We start from the raw sequence: 16,405 nt of genomic DNA on the forward strand, positions 1-16,405 counted from the left end.
CTCTTCCTCTATGCGGCCGCCATTTCCGCGGCTTTTTCCAGATCCACGGCGACAATGCGGGAAACGCCGGGTTCGCGCATGGTCACGCCAATCAACTGCTCGGCGATTTCCATGGTGGTTTTATTGTGACTGATAAATATGAATTGTACCCGCTCTGACATGGATTGCAGAAGTTGGCAATAGCGTCCCACATTGGCCTCATCCAGTGGCGCGTCAACTTCGTCCAGCAGGCAAAAAGGCGCGGGGTTCAATTCAAAGAAGGAGAATACCAGCGCCACGGCGGTCAGCGCCTTTTCGCCGCCGGAGAGAAGATGAATGGAGCTGTTGCGCTTGCCGGGCGGGCGGGCGACAATTTTGACCCCGGCATCGAGCAGGTCTTCTCCCACCAGTTCCAGTTTGCCTTCGCCGCCGCCAAACAGGGTGGGGAAGCGTTGCTTGAAATGACCGTCGATGGTGTCAAAGGTTTCCTTGAAACGGGCCCGGCTTTCCCGGTCGATTTTGCGGATGGCTTTTTCCAGCATTTTCAGGGAAGCGTTTAAATCCTCGAATTGCTTGTCGAGAAAGCGCAGGCGTTCGCTGTGGAGGCGATGTTCCTCGATGGCGGTCAGGTTGACATCCCCCAGCCGGGCTTGCTCGGCCTTGGTTTGTTCCAGTTTGGCTTGCCATTGACTGGCGCTGGCGTCTTCGGGTAATTGACTCAACACCCCATCCAGCGGCGTTTGGGATTCCTGGGCTTGTTCTTGTACCGTAGTGAGTTTGACCCGTGCCGCTTCGGCATCGAGCCGGGCCTGTTCCAGGCGCTGGCGGGCTTGGTCCAGATCCGATTGGGCTTTATGATGGCGGGCGGTGAAATCCTGAAGCTGGTTTTCCGCCTGTTGCAACGCTTCCCTGGATTGCGTTAGCGCTTGTTCCAGCGGCGGGCGTTGTGCGAGGAGAGATTGGAGCTCTTGCTGCGCCTCCGCCAGAGGTTTTTTGCCCTCGCTTTGTTGGGACTGCGCGCCTTGTAAGCGTTCCCGCAGCGCTTGCTGATGCTGCGATGCCCGTTCCAACTGTTGGTGTAATAATTTGGCGGCGTTGTTGCAATGCTCCAGGGAAGATTCCAGTTTTTGCCGTTGTTCCCGCATGCGGCGGGCATGGGCGTCGGCTTGTTCAAAATCGGAGCGGGCCTGATGGGATTGGTTTTGCAGTGTATTCAAGTGCTGGCTGTATTGCTGTTCTTCTTGTTCCAGGTAGTGTAACTGCGCTTGTTGCCGGGAGAGATTTTCCTCAAATTCCGCCAGCTGACCTTCAAGCGTGGCTTGTTCCTCGGCCATTCTTGTCAGACGCCGCTGAATTTCCCCGACCCTGGCGCGGGTGGCGCTCAATTCGGCCTGAATCTTGCCGGCCTGCTGGGTGTGTTCTTTTTCCTGCTGGCGCAAGGATTCCTGCCGTTTTTCCAGTGCTTCCAGTTTCGTTTGGTACTGGTGGAGCATAGTCTGGGTTTGGGTTTGGCGGTTTTCTATTTCAACTAATTGGGCCTTGAGTTCCCGCAAGGCCTTTTCCCGTTCGAGAACACCGTGAGTGTTATCCTCGCCACGTTGAAATCGCAGCCAGTCGCGGCCAATCCGGTCACCCTCCGGCGTAACCCAGAAGTCTCCGGGGTTTAATTGATGACGCTGACGCAATCCCTTTTCCAGGGAATCACAACAGCGGGCGCCTTTCAGCAGGGAATCGAGATTCCACGGGCTTTGGATTTTGGCCGCCAGGGTCTCGGAATCTGGGGAAGACGCCATGGATTGGCCATGAAAAAACGCGGCATTTTCCTGATCCAGTTGACTGGCCAGTTGGTGGCAAAGATCCAGGTCTTCAATGCAAACCGCTTCCAGGAATTCCGCCAACACGGTTTCCACGGCATTGCTCCAGCCTTCGGCGGTTTCCAGCCGTTCCGCCAGGCGGGGAGCGTTGTCCCAGCCATGTTGCGCCAACAACGCATGCAGCTTGGGTTTGTCCTTGCCCAGTGCGTGGCGCTGCAGGGTTTCCATGGCGCGGATTTCTCCCTGAACCTGGCTGTGCTGACTGTGCAGGGATTGCAGTTGTTTCTGGGTTTCCGTGAGCGATTGGCGCAGGGCTTGAATTTGCTCCTTGACGGACTGGAGCGATTCGGCGTGTTGGGCGCGGGCGGTTTCGGTTTCTGCCAGTGCCTGTTCCAATCGGGATAAATTGGCTTGTTCGGCATTTTGATCCAGCTGGCTATGTTCTTCCCGCAGGCGGCTGAGGCGGTTTTGGGCTTCTTCCCGGCGCTGCTTGAGGTGGCGGATTTCCAGGCGCAACAATTCCAGTTGTTCTTTTTTTTGGTTCAATTCATCCCGCTTTTGGGCAAATTCCCGGCGCAGTTGATGCCACCGGGTTTCGGTGTCTTCACGCTGCTTCCAGGCTGCTTGTTCGTCAGCCCGGGCTTGTTCCAGAGCTTTTTCCAACTGTTGGCCTTGGGCTTGGTACGTTTCCTGTTGCCTGCGGTCCTGCTGGCTGGCGGCTTCAATGCGTTGCAATTCATCCCGCCAGGCTTTGAGGCTTTTCTCCCGTTCTTCCAGGGTTTTTTGGGCGTGTTGGATGGTCTGATCGCAACGGCTGATGGCGCTGTTTAATTCATAAAGCCGGGCCTGTAAGTCGTGGAGCTGGGTTTGGGTTTCCTCCACGCTTTGTTGCTGGCGGGATAAAGCCTGCCCCAGTTCGTGCAGGGCAGTGGTTTTGCTGTCTACTTCTTGTTGAAGCGTCTGGATCTTTTCTTGATGGGTTTGATGGGCGGCATTGGCTTCGCGCCATTTGATGGCCAGTAACTCTTGTTGTTGTTGCTGAATGGTCTGCTGCAACTCCCGGTACTTTGCCGCCTTTTTGGCTTGGCGTTCCAAGCGTTTGACCTGGGTTTGCAGCTCACTGCGAATATCTTCCAACCGTTCCAGATTGGTCCGGGTGTGCTGGATTTTCAGTTCGGTCTCGTGGCGGCGTTCCTTATATTTGGACAGGCCCGCAGCTTCCTCAATGAACAGCCGCAATTCTTCCGGCTTGGCCTCCACAAAACGGGACACCATGCCCTGTTCGATAATGGCGTAGCTTCTTGGCCCCAAGCCGGTTCCCAGAAACACGTCCATAATATCGCGGCGGCGGCAGCGGGTACCATTGAGAAAATATTGGGATTGCCCGTCCCGACTGACCTGGCGTTTGAGCGCGATTTGGGCGTAGCGGGCGTATTCTCCGCCCAGCCGGCCTTCGCTGTTGTCAAATATTAGTTCCACACTGGCCAAGCCCACCGGTTTGCGGCTGCTGGAACCATTGAAAATCACATCCGCCATGGCGCTGCCACGCAGATGTTTGGCGGAACTTTCCCCCATCACCCAACGTACCGCGTCGATAATGTTGGACTTGCCGCAACCATTGGGGCCGACAATGCCAATCAACCGTTTGGGGAAAACGATGGTGGTGGGTTCGACAAAGGATTTGAAGCCGGCGAGTTTGATTTTTTCCAGACGCATGAATAATCAGAGAGTTTTGCTAGCCCGGATATTTCACCAGCCGGATTCGGGCTGAATCCAAATTGGATTTCGTAGAAATCATCAAACCTGAGCACTTTATGTTTAAGAATCAGTTGATTACAAAAAAGCCCGAATCCGGCTGGTGAAATATCCGGGCTAGAGCCGGGCGCTGACGAAAGTTGTGAAAACCCGTATTATACGCAAGGAGCCAGGAAAAAACCTGTTTCCTGTTCGAACACCCAACCGTTAATCTCACACCCGTATTTAGAACTATGTCGACAAAACCCAGCAGAGAACTTGAAACCTTCCCCAACCCTAACCCGGATCGTGATTACACTATCCGTATCGAGACCCCGGAATTTACCTGCTTGTGTCCTAAAACCGGGCAGCCGGATTTCGCCCACATCACCGTGGAATATATTCCCGATAAATTATGCGTGGAACTCAAATCCTACAAGCTTTATATCTGGTCCTACCGCGATCTGGGCGCCTTTCACGAGGCGGTCACCAACCAGATTCTGGATGATTTGGTAGGGGCGTGCCAACCCCGCTGGATGAAGGTGGAAGCCAAATTCAACGTCCGCGGCGGGATTTACACCACCGTGATGGCGGAATACGAAAGAAACTGAAGCACGGCGGTTGCTATTTCCAGAACGCAAGGGAATAGTGTTGCTGAATAGTGGCATTCTTGGTCATCAGGATGGCTCATATTACATGCTGTTCCGTTGGAGCAGATATCGGTTAACGCTTGGACCCGATCATAGGAAATAAAACGATGGAGATGAATACAGCGCCAGAAATCTCCCAACTGGTCTGGCAGACCAAGTACCGGGCCGAGGGCGAGACAAGTATTCGCGATACCTGGCAGCGGGTGGCCAACGCGGTGGCGTCGGTGGAAGCGGATGCCGATGAGTGGAGCGGCCGGTTTTACGCCATTTTGAAGGATTTTAAATTCCTTCCCGGCGGGCGAATCCTTGCCGGTGCCGGCACCCGCAAACAAGTCACCTTGTTCAACTGCTTTGCAATGGGGTTGATAGAAGATTCCCTGGACGGAATCTTCGAATCCCTAAAGGAAGGGGCCTTGACCATGCAGCACGGTGGCGGCGTCGGTTATGATTTTTCCACCCTCCGCCCCAAGGGTACCCCGGCCCGCAGCGTGGGCGGCATCGCTTCGGGCCCGGTGTCCTTTATGCATATTTGGGATGTGACCTGTGCCATTCTCCTGTCCACCGGCAGCCGCCGGGGTGCCATGATGGCGACTTTGCGCTGCGATCATCCCGATGTCGAAGACTTTATCGAAGCCAAGCGCGATCCCAATGTCTTGCGTAATTTCAACCTCTCGGTCAAGGTCACGGATGATTTCTTGAAGGCCGTGGAAAAGGACGAGGAATGGCTGCTGGTGTTTCCTCAAGCCGCGTTGGCTGATGGGGTGGGAGAGGGGGCCGTGCTTCGCGAGTGGCCCGGCTACCCGGGACCGGTACCATGTAAGATACTGAAGCGTCTCCCGGCCCGGGATTTATGGCACAGGTTGATGCAAGCGACTTATGATGTGGCGGAACCTGGGGTGCTGTTCATTGACCGCATCAACCACCTCAACAATCTGTACTATTGCGAAAAGATCCATATCACCAACCCCTGCTCGGAAATTCCATTGCCGCCTTACGGGGCTTGCGATTTGGGGTCAATTAATCTGGTCCGCTTTGTCCGTGATCCTTTCACCCCAGAAGCCCGCCTAGATTTCCAGGCCATTGAAGCATTGGTGCCCGTGGCGGTGCGTTTTCTCGATAATGTGATTGACTTATCCCGGTTTCCCCTCACCCGGCAAAAGGCGCAGGCCCATAAGACCCGGCGGATCGGACTGGGACTGACAGGATTGGCGGATGTGCTGATTATGCTGGGACTTCACTATGACAGTGACGCCGCCAGGGAATTGGCCGAAAAAATCATGGCCACCATCTGCCATGCCGCTTACCGGGCATCGGTGGCTTTGGCGAAGGAAAAGGGTGCTTTTCCCGCTTTTGAAGCGGAGCCCTATTTGGATGGCGCTTTCGTTACCGGGTTGCCAAATGACATTCGCGATGCCATCGCCAAGCATGGACTCCGTAATAGCCACTTGACCGCCATCGCGCCCACCGGTTCTATCAGCCTGCTGGCGGGCAACGTCTCCAGCGGTTTGGAACCGGTTTTTTCCTTCCGGTATCAACGCCGCATCCAACTGGCTGGCACTGAGTGCCGGATGGTGGATGTGGAAGACGCCGCTTACCGCTTATGGCGGAAAATATATTCAGACAAGCCCTTGCCTTCCACCTTTGTCACCGCCACCGAACTTTCCCCAAACGCCCATTTGGTCATGCAGGCAGTTCTGCAAAAGCATGTGGACAATGCCATTTCCAAAACCATTCATATTCCAGAAGACTACCCCTTTGAGGATTTCCAGAATGTGTATCTGCGCGCCTACCAACTGGGGCTCAAAGGCTGCACCACCTACCGCCCCAGCCCTGTTCGCGGCACCGTCATCCTGCCGCAAACCGTGCCGGACCGGCATTGCTGTGATATTGATCGGGAGGGGGATTAGTTCAAGAGGTCATATCACATTAAAATTCAGGTAAAACTTGCCTTTGAGAGAAAGTGGTTTCTGCTAAACGAATTTGCCGCTCAGTTTGAGAACGAATAATGGGATTACCGTTGCATTTGCAAACTCAATGACTGTCACGCGCCGAAATCACTTGTGCGCCGATAAAGCGGAGTTTGCTTCAGTCAAGGTTGGGGCAATATCGCCCCAACCTCATCCATTCGCGGTTTTCCCCAAAGCTGCGGGAATGCGCACCATATCATTAAGAATGCCGTCCAATCCGCCATAGACGTTCAAGGTGCTGATTTGGCTGGTGATTTTCTCCAGCACTTCCAGTTCCTTCAAGCGCAATAGCGTTGGGTTGCCTTCCATGACTTTGGCGGTATTGTGCAGTGACCGGGTCGCCTGGGTTTCTTCCCGGCGCTTGATCAGATTGGCTTCAGCCCGTTTTTGCGCTTCCACCACCTGGGCCAGGATAGTTTTCATTTCCCCGGGCAGGACAATATCCCGGGCTCCCACGCTGACGACGGTGATGCCGTATTCAGCGGCTTTTTTGGCAGCGATTTTCTTGACCTCCTGGTTCAACTGGTTTTTGTCCTCCAGCAGTTCATCCAGGGTTTGGGTGGAAACCACCGCCCGCAATGCCAGTTGCAATTCCCGATAGAGGAAGTCGTCCGGACTGGCGAGGGATTCACATACCTTGAGCGCATCGGCAACTTGCCAGGTTGCCGATAGATTGATGCGCAGGCTGACCCGGTCCTTGGTGAGGATTTCTTGGCCATTGACTTCCATGTTTTGCAACCGGCAGTCAATCTGACGGATTTTCAGATTGCGGTTGAATTTCCACCAGGCGTGAATACCCGGCTCTAATGCAATAGGTTGTTCACCGTCGATTTCCAGAAACCCCACATGTTGTTGAGGGATGGTTGCGGTGATGACGGCATCCACGGCGGAAGCTCTCAATTGCGGGGCTTTGGATGCCAGCACGATTCTGGCCAGGGTTTTGTCCAGTTTGAACTCCCGTAAAATGTTCAGCTTACGCACTTCGATATCGCCAAATCCACGCCAATACGCGCCTTCCCGGGCGGGTGGCTTGATTTCCCGCAGGGCGCCGTTGTTATAGACCAGCCCCACTTCCTGCTCGCCGGTTTGCCAGGATTGCAAATGTCGCCCCAAAATTTCGGGGTGCAATTTCAAAACCTTTAGAACTTCATCGCTGACACCGTTTTCCAGGGTGGTGCTAATGTCTTCCAGCAAAACCCGGTATTTCCTGTTCCAATTTAATAGTCTGTAAACGCCGGGCATTAAAACCTTTTGAAATTGTTCGTTCCTGAACAACAGACCCCGATGGGTTTCGGGAACGATGATTTTTTTAAAAAACAACATAGTCTTCTCCTTGCTTGAAACAAAATTCAAATGGCAAAAGCCCCACGCTCAGCCCGGCCCAATGGTTTGTGAAACCCAGGAGGATCAAGGGTGGGAGGGATATTGTCCCTCCGGGCCATGAACCCGCTGGAATCAAACCCGCCACCGGGGCGGTCTGGACGCTGATTCTTGCCATGGTTTGGCAGTCTCCGGCTTCCGCGGTGTGGGGCTTCCGTTTGGCTGCCCCGCGCCGGGAAACTTGAAGGCTTCCATTCCACGGCGCGAATCCGGGGTTTTTACCGTATGCCCTTGCGGGAGGAAAGAACGCCTTTCGGCTGGTAACGCTAGCCGGATTCGAACCGGCTACCCATCGATTACAGATCGATTGCTCTACCAGAATGAGCTATAGCGTTGGTCATGAGATGGATTCGAACCATCGTAACCACGTCGGGAAGACGCTATCCATTCCGTTCTGCCAGATACGCCCAGACTCAGTGAGTCCGGCGTCAGGCTGGTATCCAGAACCAGCACCGCAAGACAGCCCGGAAATGAATTCCTGGGGGGTATCCCCCCACCAGCAGGCGGCACTGGCATTCGGCCGCCACCGGTATGTTTTATCCTTTGACACAAACCACCTGTTTCAGTGTGTGGACAATTTCCACCAAGTCCCGCTGGGCGGCCATCACTTGTTCAATGGGTTTGTAAGCCGCTGGGGTTTCATCAATGACGCCCTCGTCCTTGCGGCATTCCACGCCGTCGGTGGCCAGCAGGTGCTGTTCCAGGGTGATTGCCTTTTTGGCCTCGGTGCGGGACATGACCCGGCCCGCGCCGTGACTGCAGCTGCAAAAGCTTTCCTCATTGCCCAGGCCCCGGACGATAAAAGATTTGGCTCCCATGCTGCCGGGGATGATGCCCATTTCTCCCTTTCTGGCGCTGACCGCGCCCTTGCGGGTTACCCAGACCCCCTGGCCATAATGCTGCTCCTTGCGGATGTAGTTGTGGTGGCAGTTCACCGCTTCCAGCGCCGATTCGAAAGTTCGTCCCAAGGCTTTGGCGATGACTTGCAGGGTTCTTCTCATCATGACCTCCCGGTTGACCCGGGCGAAATCCTGTGCCCAGGCCACCGCGGCTACATAGTCAGTGAAGTGTTCGCTGCCTTCGGGCAAATAAGCCAGATCCTGGGCGGGAAGGTGAATGAACCAGCGCTCCATTTCTTTCTTCGCCTTTTCAATGAAATGGTTGCCTATGGCATTACCAACCCCTCTTGAACCACTGTGCAGCATTACCCAAACTTGCTGGTTTTCATCCAGACACACTTCGATAAAATGATTGCCGGTACCTAGTGTTCCCAGATGTTTGATATTATTGGTGTTTTTTATGAATCCATGCTTTTCCGTCAGGCGATTGAATCCCTCGGCCAATGGTTGCCAGGCGTCGGCTACATCCTCTGGCACCTCGCCCCAACTTCCCTTGTCCCGTGCGCCGCGCCGTAATTTTTTGGAGCGGCCGTGGGGGACCGCCTTTTCAATGGCGCTGCGCATGTTACCCAGATGATCTGGCAGATCACTGGTGGTAAGGGAAGTTTTTACCGCCATCATCCCGCATCCCAAGTCAACGCCAACCGCAGCGGGAATCACCGCGCCCACCGTGGGAATCACGCTTCCGATAGTCGCGCCTTTGCCGACGTGGACATCAGGCATGGCCGCCACCCAGCGGTGGATAAAAGGCATCCGGGTAAGATTCAACAGCTGTTGTCTGGTTTTATCGTCGCATGGCACGCCCCGGGTCCAGGATTTCACCGGAACCTGGGAATAGGCTTCATGCATTACTTCGTAACTGACCATGTGATTTTCTCCTGTAAAAAAAATCTCTCATGAGGGTAACAGCATGGAGCGTGCCAAAAATTATTCAGGACCTATATTTCTTGTATGTTATTGAAACTGCGTTATTTTCTCCTGAAAAAGAAATTATGCTGGCAACCTGGATTCCAAACAGATAACATTTTCTGTATATAATTTTATAAATAGTTATAAAAATGAATAATACCGTTGTAAGTATTTTGGGCCAGCGTCTGGATAATGCTGGATACGGCCAAAAACGCTGGTTGCGTTGGCGTCCTACTTTATCGCTACTCATGCACCATGAGTTTCCCGTGGACGAACTGGTCTTGATCCACCATCGGGAGGAACAACGCCTGGCGGATCTCACCATGAATGATGTCTTGCACATCTGTCCCGGCTTGAAGGTGACACCCTATGTTACCGACTTTCATGATCCCTGGGATTTTGAGCAGGTCTATGGCCAGCTCCATGATTTTGCCCACGACTATCCTTTCGATCCTGAGCGCCGCCAATATTATTTCCATATCACTACTGGCACCCATGTTGCCCAGATATGTGTGTATTTGCTGACCGAGGCGAATTATTTCCCGGGCAAATTAATTCAAACCGCCCCGAGTAAAACCGGCCCTGACGGCGTTTATCAGATTATCGACCTGGATTTATCCCGTTATGACAAGATCGCTTCCCGTTTCCGCCGGGAAGAACAGGAGGCTATTCGCCATCTCAAAAGCGGAATCGAGACCCGCAACCGTGGATATAACCAGATGATTACGGAAATAGAGCAGGTGGCGGTACGGTCCACGGCGCCGATTTTCCTGACCGGTCCCACTGGCGTTGGCAAATCCCACCTGGCCAGGAAAATCTATGAATTAAAGCGGCAACGGGGCCAACTCACGGGACGTTTTGTGGAAGTTAATTGCGCCACCTTGCGCGGCGATAATGCCATGTCTACTTTGTTTGGCCATGTGAAGGGCGCTTATACCGGGGCCGCCCGAGACCGGGCCGGATTGTTAATGGAAGCAGACGGCGGTTTGCTGTTTTTGGACGAAATCGGCGAGCTGGGGCTGGACGAGCAAGCCATGTTGTTGCGCGCCATTGAGGACCGGGTATTTACACCCCTCGGTTCGGATCGTGAGGTCAGCAGTCATTTTCAGTTGATTGCGGGCACCAACCGGGATTTGCAAGAGCGGATAAGCCAGGGACTGTTTCGGGAGGATTTGTTGGCCCGGATAAACTTGTGGCGCTACAGTTTGCCCAGCCTGCGGGAAAGATCAGAAGATATCGAACCCAATATTGAGTTTGAATTGCAACGCTTTGCCCGGGAACGGAACCAGAAGGTCAGCTTCAACCGCGCCGCCAAAGCCAAATATCTCGCCTTTGCCTTAAGCAACGAGGCCTTGTGGCGGGCTAACTTCCGGGATTTGAACGCCAGCATCACTCGCATGGCCACCCTGGCCACCAGTGGCAGAATCAGCGAGGAAATTGTGGAAAACGAACTTGCCCGCTTGCGGGCGGATTGGCAGGGTGGCGTCAGGCTTGATGAAGACTTTGATTCCCTCGGGGCGTTGTTAAAAAAGGATGTTTATGAGCAGCTTGATCTGTTCGAGCGGCTTCAACTTGCCCAGGTTATCCGTATCTGCCAGCAAAGCCACAGCCTGGCCGACGCCGGCCGGAAATTGTTTGACAAAAGCCGCTTGCGCAGAAAAGCTGGTAATGATTCACAGCGTCTTCGGGCGTATCTCCAAAAATACGGTTTAGTATTTAAAGACTTGCAGCTAAGCTAGGTAAGCTCTGACGGAGCGGTTAGGGGCAGCTTTAAATCTGATGTTACGCAATTTACGGCAAAGACCGCGCTGTCACCCCCTCTCCCAGAGGGAGAGGGGGTTCAAGGCAGGGTTCGTCGCTCCCTCCACCGCTTGCGGGGGAGGGCCGGGGAGGGGGCTTTGTTTTGCCTGCGAGCCAATGAAAGGATTCCTTGTCTGGTCATGTACTGTGTTTGAGCCTGACTGTGCGTAACCTCAGTATAAAGGCTTTTTAACGGGCGATACGCGCCGAAATCACCTGGGTTCTGACAGTACGCAGCCTTTTTGCGGGCAGGTTGCGTAGGCCCAGGTTGATATATCTTGTTCTGCCGGCCAGCAAAACGCCGAATAAACGGCGCTTGAATTGCCGACTGTGTCCTCTGGCGTCCTGGTATTGAACGGCAATGACGACGCCTCTCATATCATGCTGGGTTGGATTGCTTATCTCGGCTTTCAAGCGCCCAAACAAATCCACGCCGGTTCTGAGGCGCAGGTATTGCCCGGGATTACCGCCGCGAGGATTAACCAGCGATTTGCGGGAAGATTTGCCGCGCCCAACAATACTACGCCAAGGCAAAAGGCAGTATCGGTGGGCGGCCAGGGTATTGTCCAGGTATTTGTTGAGCAGGGCGCGTTTCAGATAGTAATAGAAAAAATCGCCATTCAGGCGGATGGCTTTGTCGAAGTGTCTTTTGGCGGCACGGAAATTTTGTCTTTTCCCTTCGATATCTCCGAGCAGCGCGCAAAAATGGCCTTCCTTGGGTTCGATCTGGATGGCCTTATTGGCCAGCCTGAGCGCCTGGCTGAGATCGCCTTCCGCCAGAGCCTTCCGCCCCTTGCCATAGGCATCGTAAGCTGGTTTGACCCGTTTGAGATGGGCCAGTTTTTGTCGAAAGCGCTTAACCCCTATAATGCCGCCCTTGGGTAATGTCGCCGCGGTTCGCATGTTATTTTCCACCCGTTCCTGTGACGGCGGGTGGCTGGCAAGCAAGCCAGTCAACCAGTTCCGCCGGCGTCCCTTGGCCAGCTCGACAAAGGTTTTTTGCAAGGTGACCGCCCCCTGCGGGTCATAACCCGCCCTAGACATATATTTCATGCCGTAGAGGTCTGCTTCCCGTTCCGCGTCCCGGCCATATTCTGGGTTAGAAGCGCCGAGCCTAACTGGGCGCCCAAGGTTGCCAGCTGGGCATAATTGGAACCCTGGGTGCCGATGGCGGTCGCCAAAATCGCGCCTTTTAACAACATGCCACGGGATAATTTGCGGGCGGTGTGTTTTGCTGCCGCATGCACGATTTCATGACCAAGCACGGCCGCCAGCTCGGCTTCGTTATTGAGTTCCGTCAGCAGGCCCCGGTTAATTGAAATCTTCCCGCCAGGCAGCGCCCAGGCGTTGGGAACGGAATTGTTGATAACCTTGAATTCATATGGTAAGCGGCGGTCGCTGACAGCCGCCAGCTTTTGGCCGATTTCGTTTACATAGGCGGTCAATTCTGGATCGGCCACATAATCCCCTCCCTGGATTTGCCGCATGGGGGCGTAATTTTTTTGCCCGATTTGCAGTTCAATGGATTCGGGAACCAACATTAGCTCTCTGTGACCTGTGACAGGATTGACCGCGCAGCCACCCAGGCAAATGGCAAGCAGAAGCAGGGAAAAAAGCAGATTTTTTCATTTTCGCAAGTCCAAGCAGTTATATTACCGAGCCGCTGTAGTTGAATGCGGTTAGCAGTCCGTTGATTTTAGATGTATTTTTGAGTTACGTTGTGTTGATGTCAATACAGTCAGAATGCCGCAAACCTTGTCGGACCGGCATTGCTGTGATATTGATCGGGAGGGGGATTAAGGGCCTATTATGCGTTTGCCATTAAAAAGAGAGAAGCCGGCGCATCCTGCGCCGGCGGGAAGTTGAAGCGATTTTTTAATTACGGGGTTTTTTCCTCCATGACATTCCCGCAATGAGTCCGTAGGCGGGCAGCGCCATCACAAGGGCGGGCGGCAAGGGAACCGCCTGGGGGATGACAAAGTTATCCAATGAGGTTTCTTCGCAGCAACTTTTGGAAATAGGGTCAAACGGCTCGTTCCAGGTGATTTTGGTGATGGGGGTATCGCTAAGCACACCAATGAAAACCGGCGTTTGTTCCGTGGCCCCGGGAGGCACCGGGAATGGCCCCAAGGAATCCCCGTCTTTGAATTCTATGCTCAGCAGCCCGGGATTGGCGTCCGGGTCAAATGCCTCTATATCAAAGCCAACGGCTTTGTGGGGCAGGGAAAAATGGATGTCATAGGCGGAAAAGGCCCCGTTATCTCCCCGTCCCTGGTTATCAATGGAGAATAGCTCTTTATCGCCGGTGCCTTGGAAAATTTCCAGGCGGTCCAGGTTGGTGGTGACAGAAATCCCCGGCAAGAATTCCACGCCCATCATATCGGTCCCGTTGGGAAAACTCTCGAAATCCTGGGTGTCTGTCGGTCCGCCCAAATCCGCCAGGAAAGAGGCGCGGTTTCCGTAAACGGTATAGGTTGCGGCATTTACCAAGGCAGGTAAGGTCATGGCGATCCCAAGACACGTAATCACTAAAAGATTTGCTGGTTTCTTCATGATGATCTCCTGTGGTTAATTGGTTATGGTGTTATTCAGTAAATTTTTTCAACTGACAACCTTCCGACATTTCCACCACCAGGCTCCAGTCATCCAGCCAGAAATTAGGGTTGGCGCCTGTGGAAAAATTGGTTACTTTCCACTCAACGGTAACTTCGACGGTTTTGAAGTTATCGCTGTTGTTTTTTACGCACTGATGCCGGCTCATGGCGTGGCCTTCCCAAGATCCATCGCCTTCCGTTCCACCGTCGGTGCTATCAAAGGCAAAGGTATCTGGAGGAAACACCGAAGCTTTCGGCGCGCCTTCGCTGCCATCTATGAGAATCCTCACTTCGCACCAGCCGAAATCGGTTTTCCCGGCCAAATCTTTACAGCGCGATTCCGCGTCAAAACTGGCATTGACCAGTACCGTGCTGCGGGGTGGAATTGTCACTTTTGTCCTGGCGTGTTTTAAGGGAACGAACTTCCGGGAAGAGGTGGTCTGCGGCTTGGTGCTGCTGATGACCTGTTTAAAAAAATGCGCACCGGAAGTGCGGACTTCATAATCCGATTCTTTCACCGGGGGCAAAATGATGACCGGAGGATCAAGCGGGTTTAATTGTGGTTCGTCAATCAGATTGACCAGGTTATCCCTGAGATCAGCCGAAGCAGGTTGGCCCAGGGCGGAAGAAAGCACGAACAATGTGGTTAAAAGGCTTCTCTATTCATAACAGTCTCCTTTTTCATTGAGGTTGATGGTTCAACTTCAGTCCTTTGCGGAATTAACGCATCCTTTCGTTAACTCAAGATAAGAAGACGTTGAAAACTATGAGTAATAAAAATTTTACAAAAATTCTGTGAGATATTTGCTTGACAATCCTGGGCTTTCATGTTCTAGGGACTCACTTGGCTTTAATTGGCCATTACAAAAACGGTGCTCGAAGTTGGCGGGATTTATTCTCCTTGAACGGACCAAATTTTTTACGAGACTCTTATGCCTTAGGTTTCATGGCAAAAGGGATTGGCTTTTTTTACCTAGGGGCGGCTACACTACCATAAACAGGCAATCGGGGAAGGAAGGGGAATCATGTCCAACAATTGTGAAGACTTCATCATCGCCGTGATGGCGAAAGACCGGCCTGGCATTATTGCCGCCATCGCCCAAACGGTGTTCGAGCTTGGCGGGAATGTGACCGAGTTGAGTCAAACCGTGATGGGCGGTTATTTTACTTTGATTCTTAGGGCCACATTGCCGGCGGAGCGGGAGGAAAACGTTATAAAGCAACGTCTGGAAGGGGACTGGCCCCAGTTAGGGCTGGCGGCGTGCGTGAGGCGTTACACGCCCGAGCGGTTGTTTGAGCCGGAATTGGATACCGCTGCGTATTTTCTGACCATGCAGGGCGGGGACCGCCCCGGCTTGATTGCCCGCATAACCCGTTATCTTGCCGGGCGGCAAATCAATATAGAAGACCTTTACACCCGTACTGAAGGCGACGCCATTACCTTGATCTTGCAAATCCGTCCCCAAAACCGGCGGAGCGCGGAGCAATTGCGGGAGGATCTGGACAAGCTGGGCGAAGAACTGGGCATTCAAATTCATCTGCTCCACCAGGATATCCTCCGCGCCACCAGTGAAGTGGGTGCGATTCGCCGGATGGTGCGACAAGGAGAGTGTCTGTCATGATGCGGATTGAAGATATCTTGATGACGCTGCGCATGTTCCAGGACGAGAACTGCGATGTGCGCACCGTGACGCTGGGCATCAATCTGATGGATTGTGCTGATTCTGATATAGCAGTCACATGCCGCAAGCTTCAGAAAAAAATCCGCCGCCTTGCGGGCAATTTGGTCCAGGAAGGTACTCGGGTGGCCGAAGATTATGGCATTCCCATTGTCAATTTCCGCATTGCCATTACTCCGGTGGCGTGGTGGGCGGCGGAGCACGACGTGGATGGTGTGGCGCGGGTGGCCAGGGCGCTCGATGAAGTGGCGAAAGAAGTGGGCGTGGATTTTGTCGGCGGCTTTTCCGCGCGGGTGGAAAAGGGCGCCACCCGGTCCGATAATGCATTGATTGCCGCCATTCCCCAGGCACTGGCATCCACCGAACGGGTCTGCGGTTCGGTCAATGTGGCTTCCACCCGGTCCGGCATCAATATGGATGCTTTGCTGGCGGTGAGCCGGTCGATTCTCGATCTGGCCAGGCGCACTGCCGATGCCGACGGGTTTGGTTGCGCCAAACTGGTGATTTTCGCCAACATGCCTGACGACAATCCCTTCATGGCCGGCGCGGTGCACGGCGCGGGCGAGCCAGAATGCGTGATCAATGTGGGGGTAAGCGGCCCTGGCGTGGTCAAGCGGGCAGTGGAACGGCTGCGGGCCGGTTGCGGTGACCTGAATTTGGGGGATTTGGCCGAGGAGATCAAATGCACTGCCTACCGCGTCACCCGCATCGGCGAGTTGATTGGCACCGCCTTGGCGCAGCGGTTGGGGGTTCCCTTTGGCATTGTGGATTTGTCCCTGGCCCCGACGCCGCGGATTGGCGATTCAGTGGGCGAAATTTTGCAGATGATGGGGATTGAGCGCGTTGGCGCTGCCGGTTCCACCGCCGCCCTGGCTTTGTTGACCGATGCCGTCAAGAAAGGTGGCGCGTTTGCTTCTTCCTCGGTGGGTGGATTATCGGGGGCGTTTATCCCGGTGAGTGAAGACGCGGTTCTGGCGGAAGCCGCCGCCCGGGGCGATTT

General features: G+C 54.0%; 13 protein-coding genes and 1 tRNA gene. 6 read left to right on the top strand and 8 right to left on the bottom strand.

What is annotated here, in order from left to right; translation table 11 throughout:
* Positions 1–8 precede the first annotated feature (8 nt).
* A complete protein-coding gene (locus tag AXA67_01480) occupies positions 9–3,509 on the bottom strand; it encodes a hypothetical protein (GenBank protein ID KXJ39545.1) in 3,501 nt (1,166 codons plus the stop codon).
* A 272-nt stretch (positions 3,510–3,781) separates the two neighbouring features.
* Here AXA67_01480 and AXA67_01485 point away from each other — a divergent pair, with 272 nt between their 5' ends.
* Both AXA67_01485 and AXA67_01490 read left to right on the top strand, forming a co-directional pair.
* Positions 3,782–4,138 (top strand): 7-cyano-7-deazaguanine reductase, encoded by a 357-nt coding sequence (locus AXA67_01485; protein KXJ39546.1) that lies wholly within the window; start codon positions 3,782–3,784, stop codon positions 4,136–4,138.
* 152 nt (positions 4,139–4,290) lie between these two features.
* A complete protein-coding gene (locus AXA67_01490; GenBank protein KXJ39560.1) occupies positions 4,291–6,084 on the top strand; it encodes a ribonucleoside-diphosphate reductase in 1,794 nt (597 codons plus the stop codon).
* A 210-nt stretch (positions 6,085–6,294) separates the two neighbouring features.
* Here the strand turns inward: AXA67_01490 and AXA67_01495 are convergent, their stop codons facing one another.
* Positions 6,295–7,467, bottom strand: coding sequence for a hypothetical protein (locus AXA67_01495; GenBank protein ID KXJ39547.1), 1,173 nt, complete (start codon positions 7,465–7,467; stop codon positions 6,295–6,297).
* Between the two features lie 14 nt (positions 7,468–7,481).
* On the opposite strand from AXA67_01495, the gene AXA67_01500 reads away from it, so the two are divergent.
* On the top strand, positions 7,482–7,709 hold the full coding sequence (locus AXA67_01500) for a hypothetical protein (protein ID KXJ39548.1): 228 nt from the start codon (positions 7,482–7,484) through the stop codon (positions 7,707–7,709).
* Between the two features lie 73 nt (positions 7,710–7,782).
* Here the strand turns inward: AXA67_01500 and AXA67_01505 are convergent.
* Positions 7,783–7,859 (bottom strand) — tRNA-Thr (locus AXA67_01505).
* A 201-nt stretch (positions 7,860–8,060) separates the two neighbouring features.
* Positions 8,061–9,290, bottom strand: coding sequence for an RNA-splicing ligase RtcB (locus AXA67_01510; GenBank protein KXJ39549.1), 1,230 nt, complete (start codon positions 9,288–9,290; stop codon positions 8,061–8,063).
* 191 nt (positions 9,291–9,481) lie between these two features.
* Here AXA67_01510 and AXA67_01515 point away from each other — a divergent pair, with 191 nt between their 5' ends.
* On the top strand, positions 9,482–11,071 hold the full coding sequence (locus AXA67_01515; GenBank protein KXJ39550.1) for a transcriptional regulator: 1,590 nt from the start codon (positions 9,482–9,484) through the stop codon (positions 11,069–11,071).
* Between the two features lie 250 nt (positions 11,072–11,321).
* Here the strand turns inward: AXA67_01515 and AXA67_01520 are convergent, their stop codons facing one another.
* From AXA67_01520 to AXA67_01535, 4 genes are all read right to left on the bottom strand, one after another.
* Positions 11,322–12,185, bottom strand: a complete 864-nt coding sequence (locus AXA67_01520) for a hypothetical protein (protein ID KXJ39551.1) — start codon at positions 12,183–12,185, stop codon at positions 11,322–11,324.
* A complete protein-coding gene (locus tag AXA67_01525) occupies positions 12,182–12,673 on the bottom strand; it encodes a hypothetical protein (protein KXJ39552.1) in 492 nt (163 codons plus the stop codon). Before AXA67_01525 ends, AXA67_01520 begins: the two co-directional genes overlap by 4 nt.
* Positions 12,674–13,007: 334 nt before the next feature.
* Positions 13,008–13,685 (bottom strand): hypothetical protein, encoded by a 678-nt coding sequence (locus tag AXA67_01530; protein KXJ39553.1) that lies wholly within the window; start codon positions 13,683–13,685, stop codon positions 13,008–13,010.
* Positions 13,686–13,716: 31 nt separating this feature from the next.
* On the bottom strand, positions 13,717–14,367 hold the full coding sequence (locus AXA67_01535; GenBank protein KXJ39554.1) for a hypothetical protein: 651 nt from the start codon (positions 14,365–14,367) through the stop codon (positions 13,717–13,719).
* A 384-nt stretch (positions 14,368–14,751) separates the two neighbouring features.
* Here AXA67_01535 and AXA67_01540 point away from each other — a divergent pair, with 384 nt between their 5' ends.
* Positions 14,752–15,348, top strand: a complete 597-nt coding sequence (locus tag AXA67_01540; GenBank protein ID KXJ39555.1) for a hypothetical protein — start codon at positions 14,752–14,754, stop codon at positions 15,346–15,348.
* Positions 15,345–16,405 (top strand): hypothetical protein (locus AXA67_01545; GenBank protein ID KXJ39556.1); only part of this gene is annotated, 1,061 nt, incomplete at its 3' end. The genes AXA67_01540 and AXA67_01545, both read left to right, overlap by 4 nt.

The sequence above is a fragment of the Methylothermaceae bacteria B42 genome, from assembly GCA_001566965.1.
Classification (GTDB): Bacteria; Pseudomonadota; Gammaproteobacteria; order Methylococcales; family Methylothermaceae; genus Methylohalobius.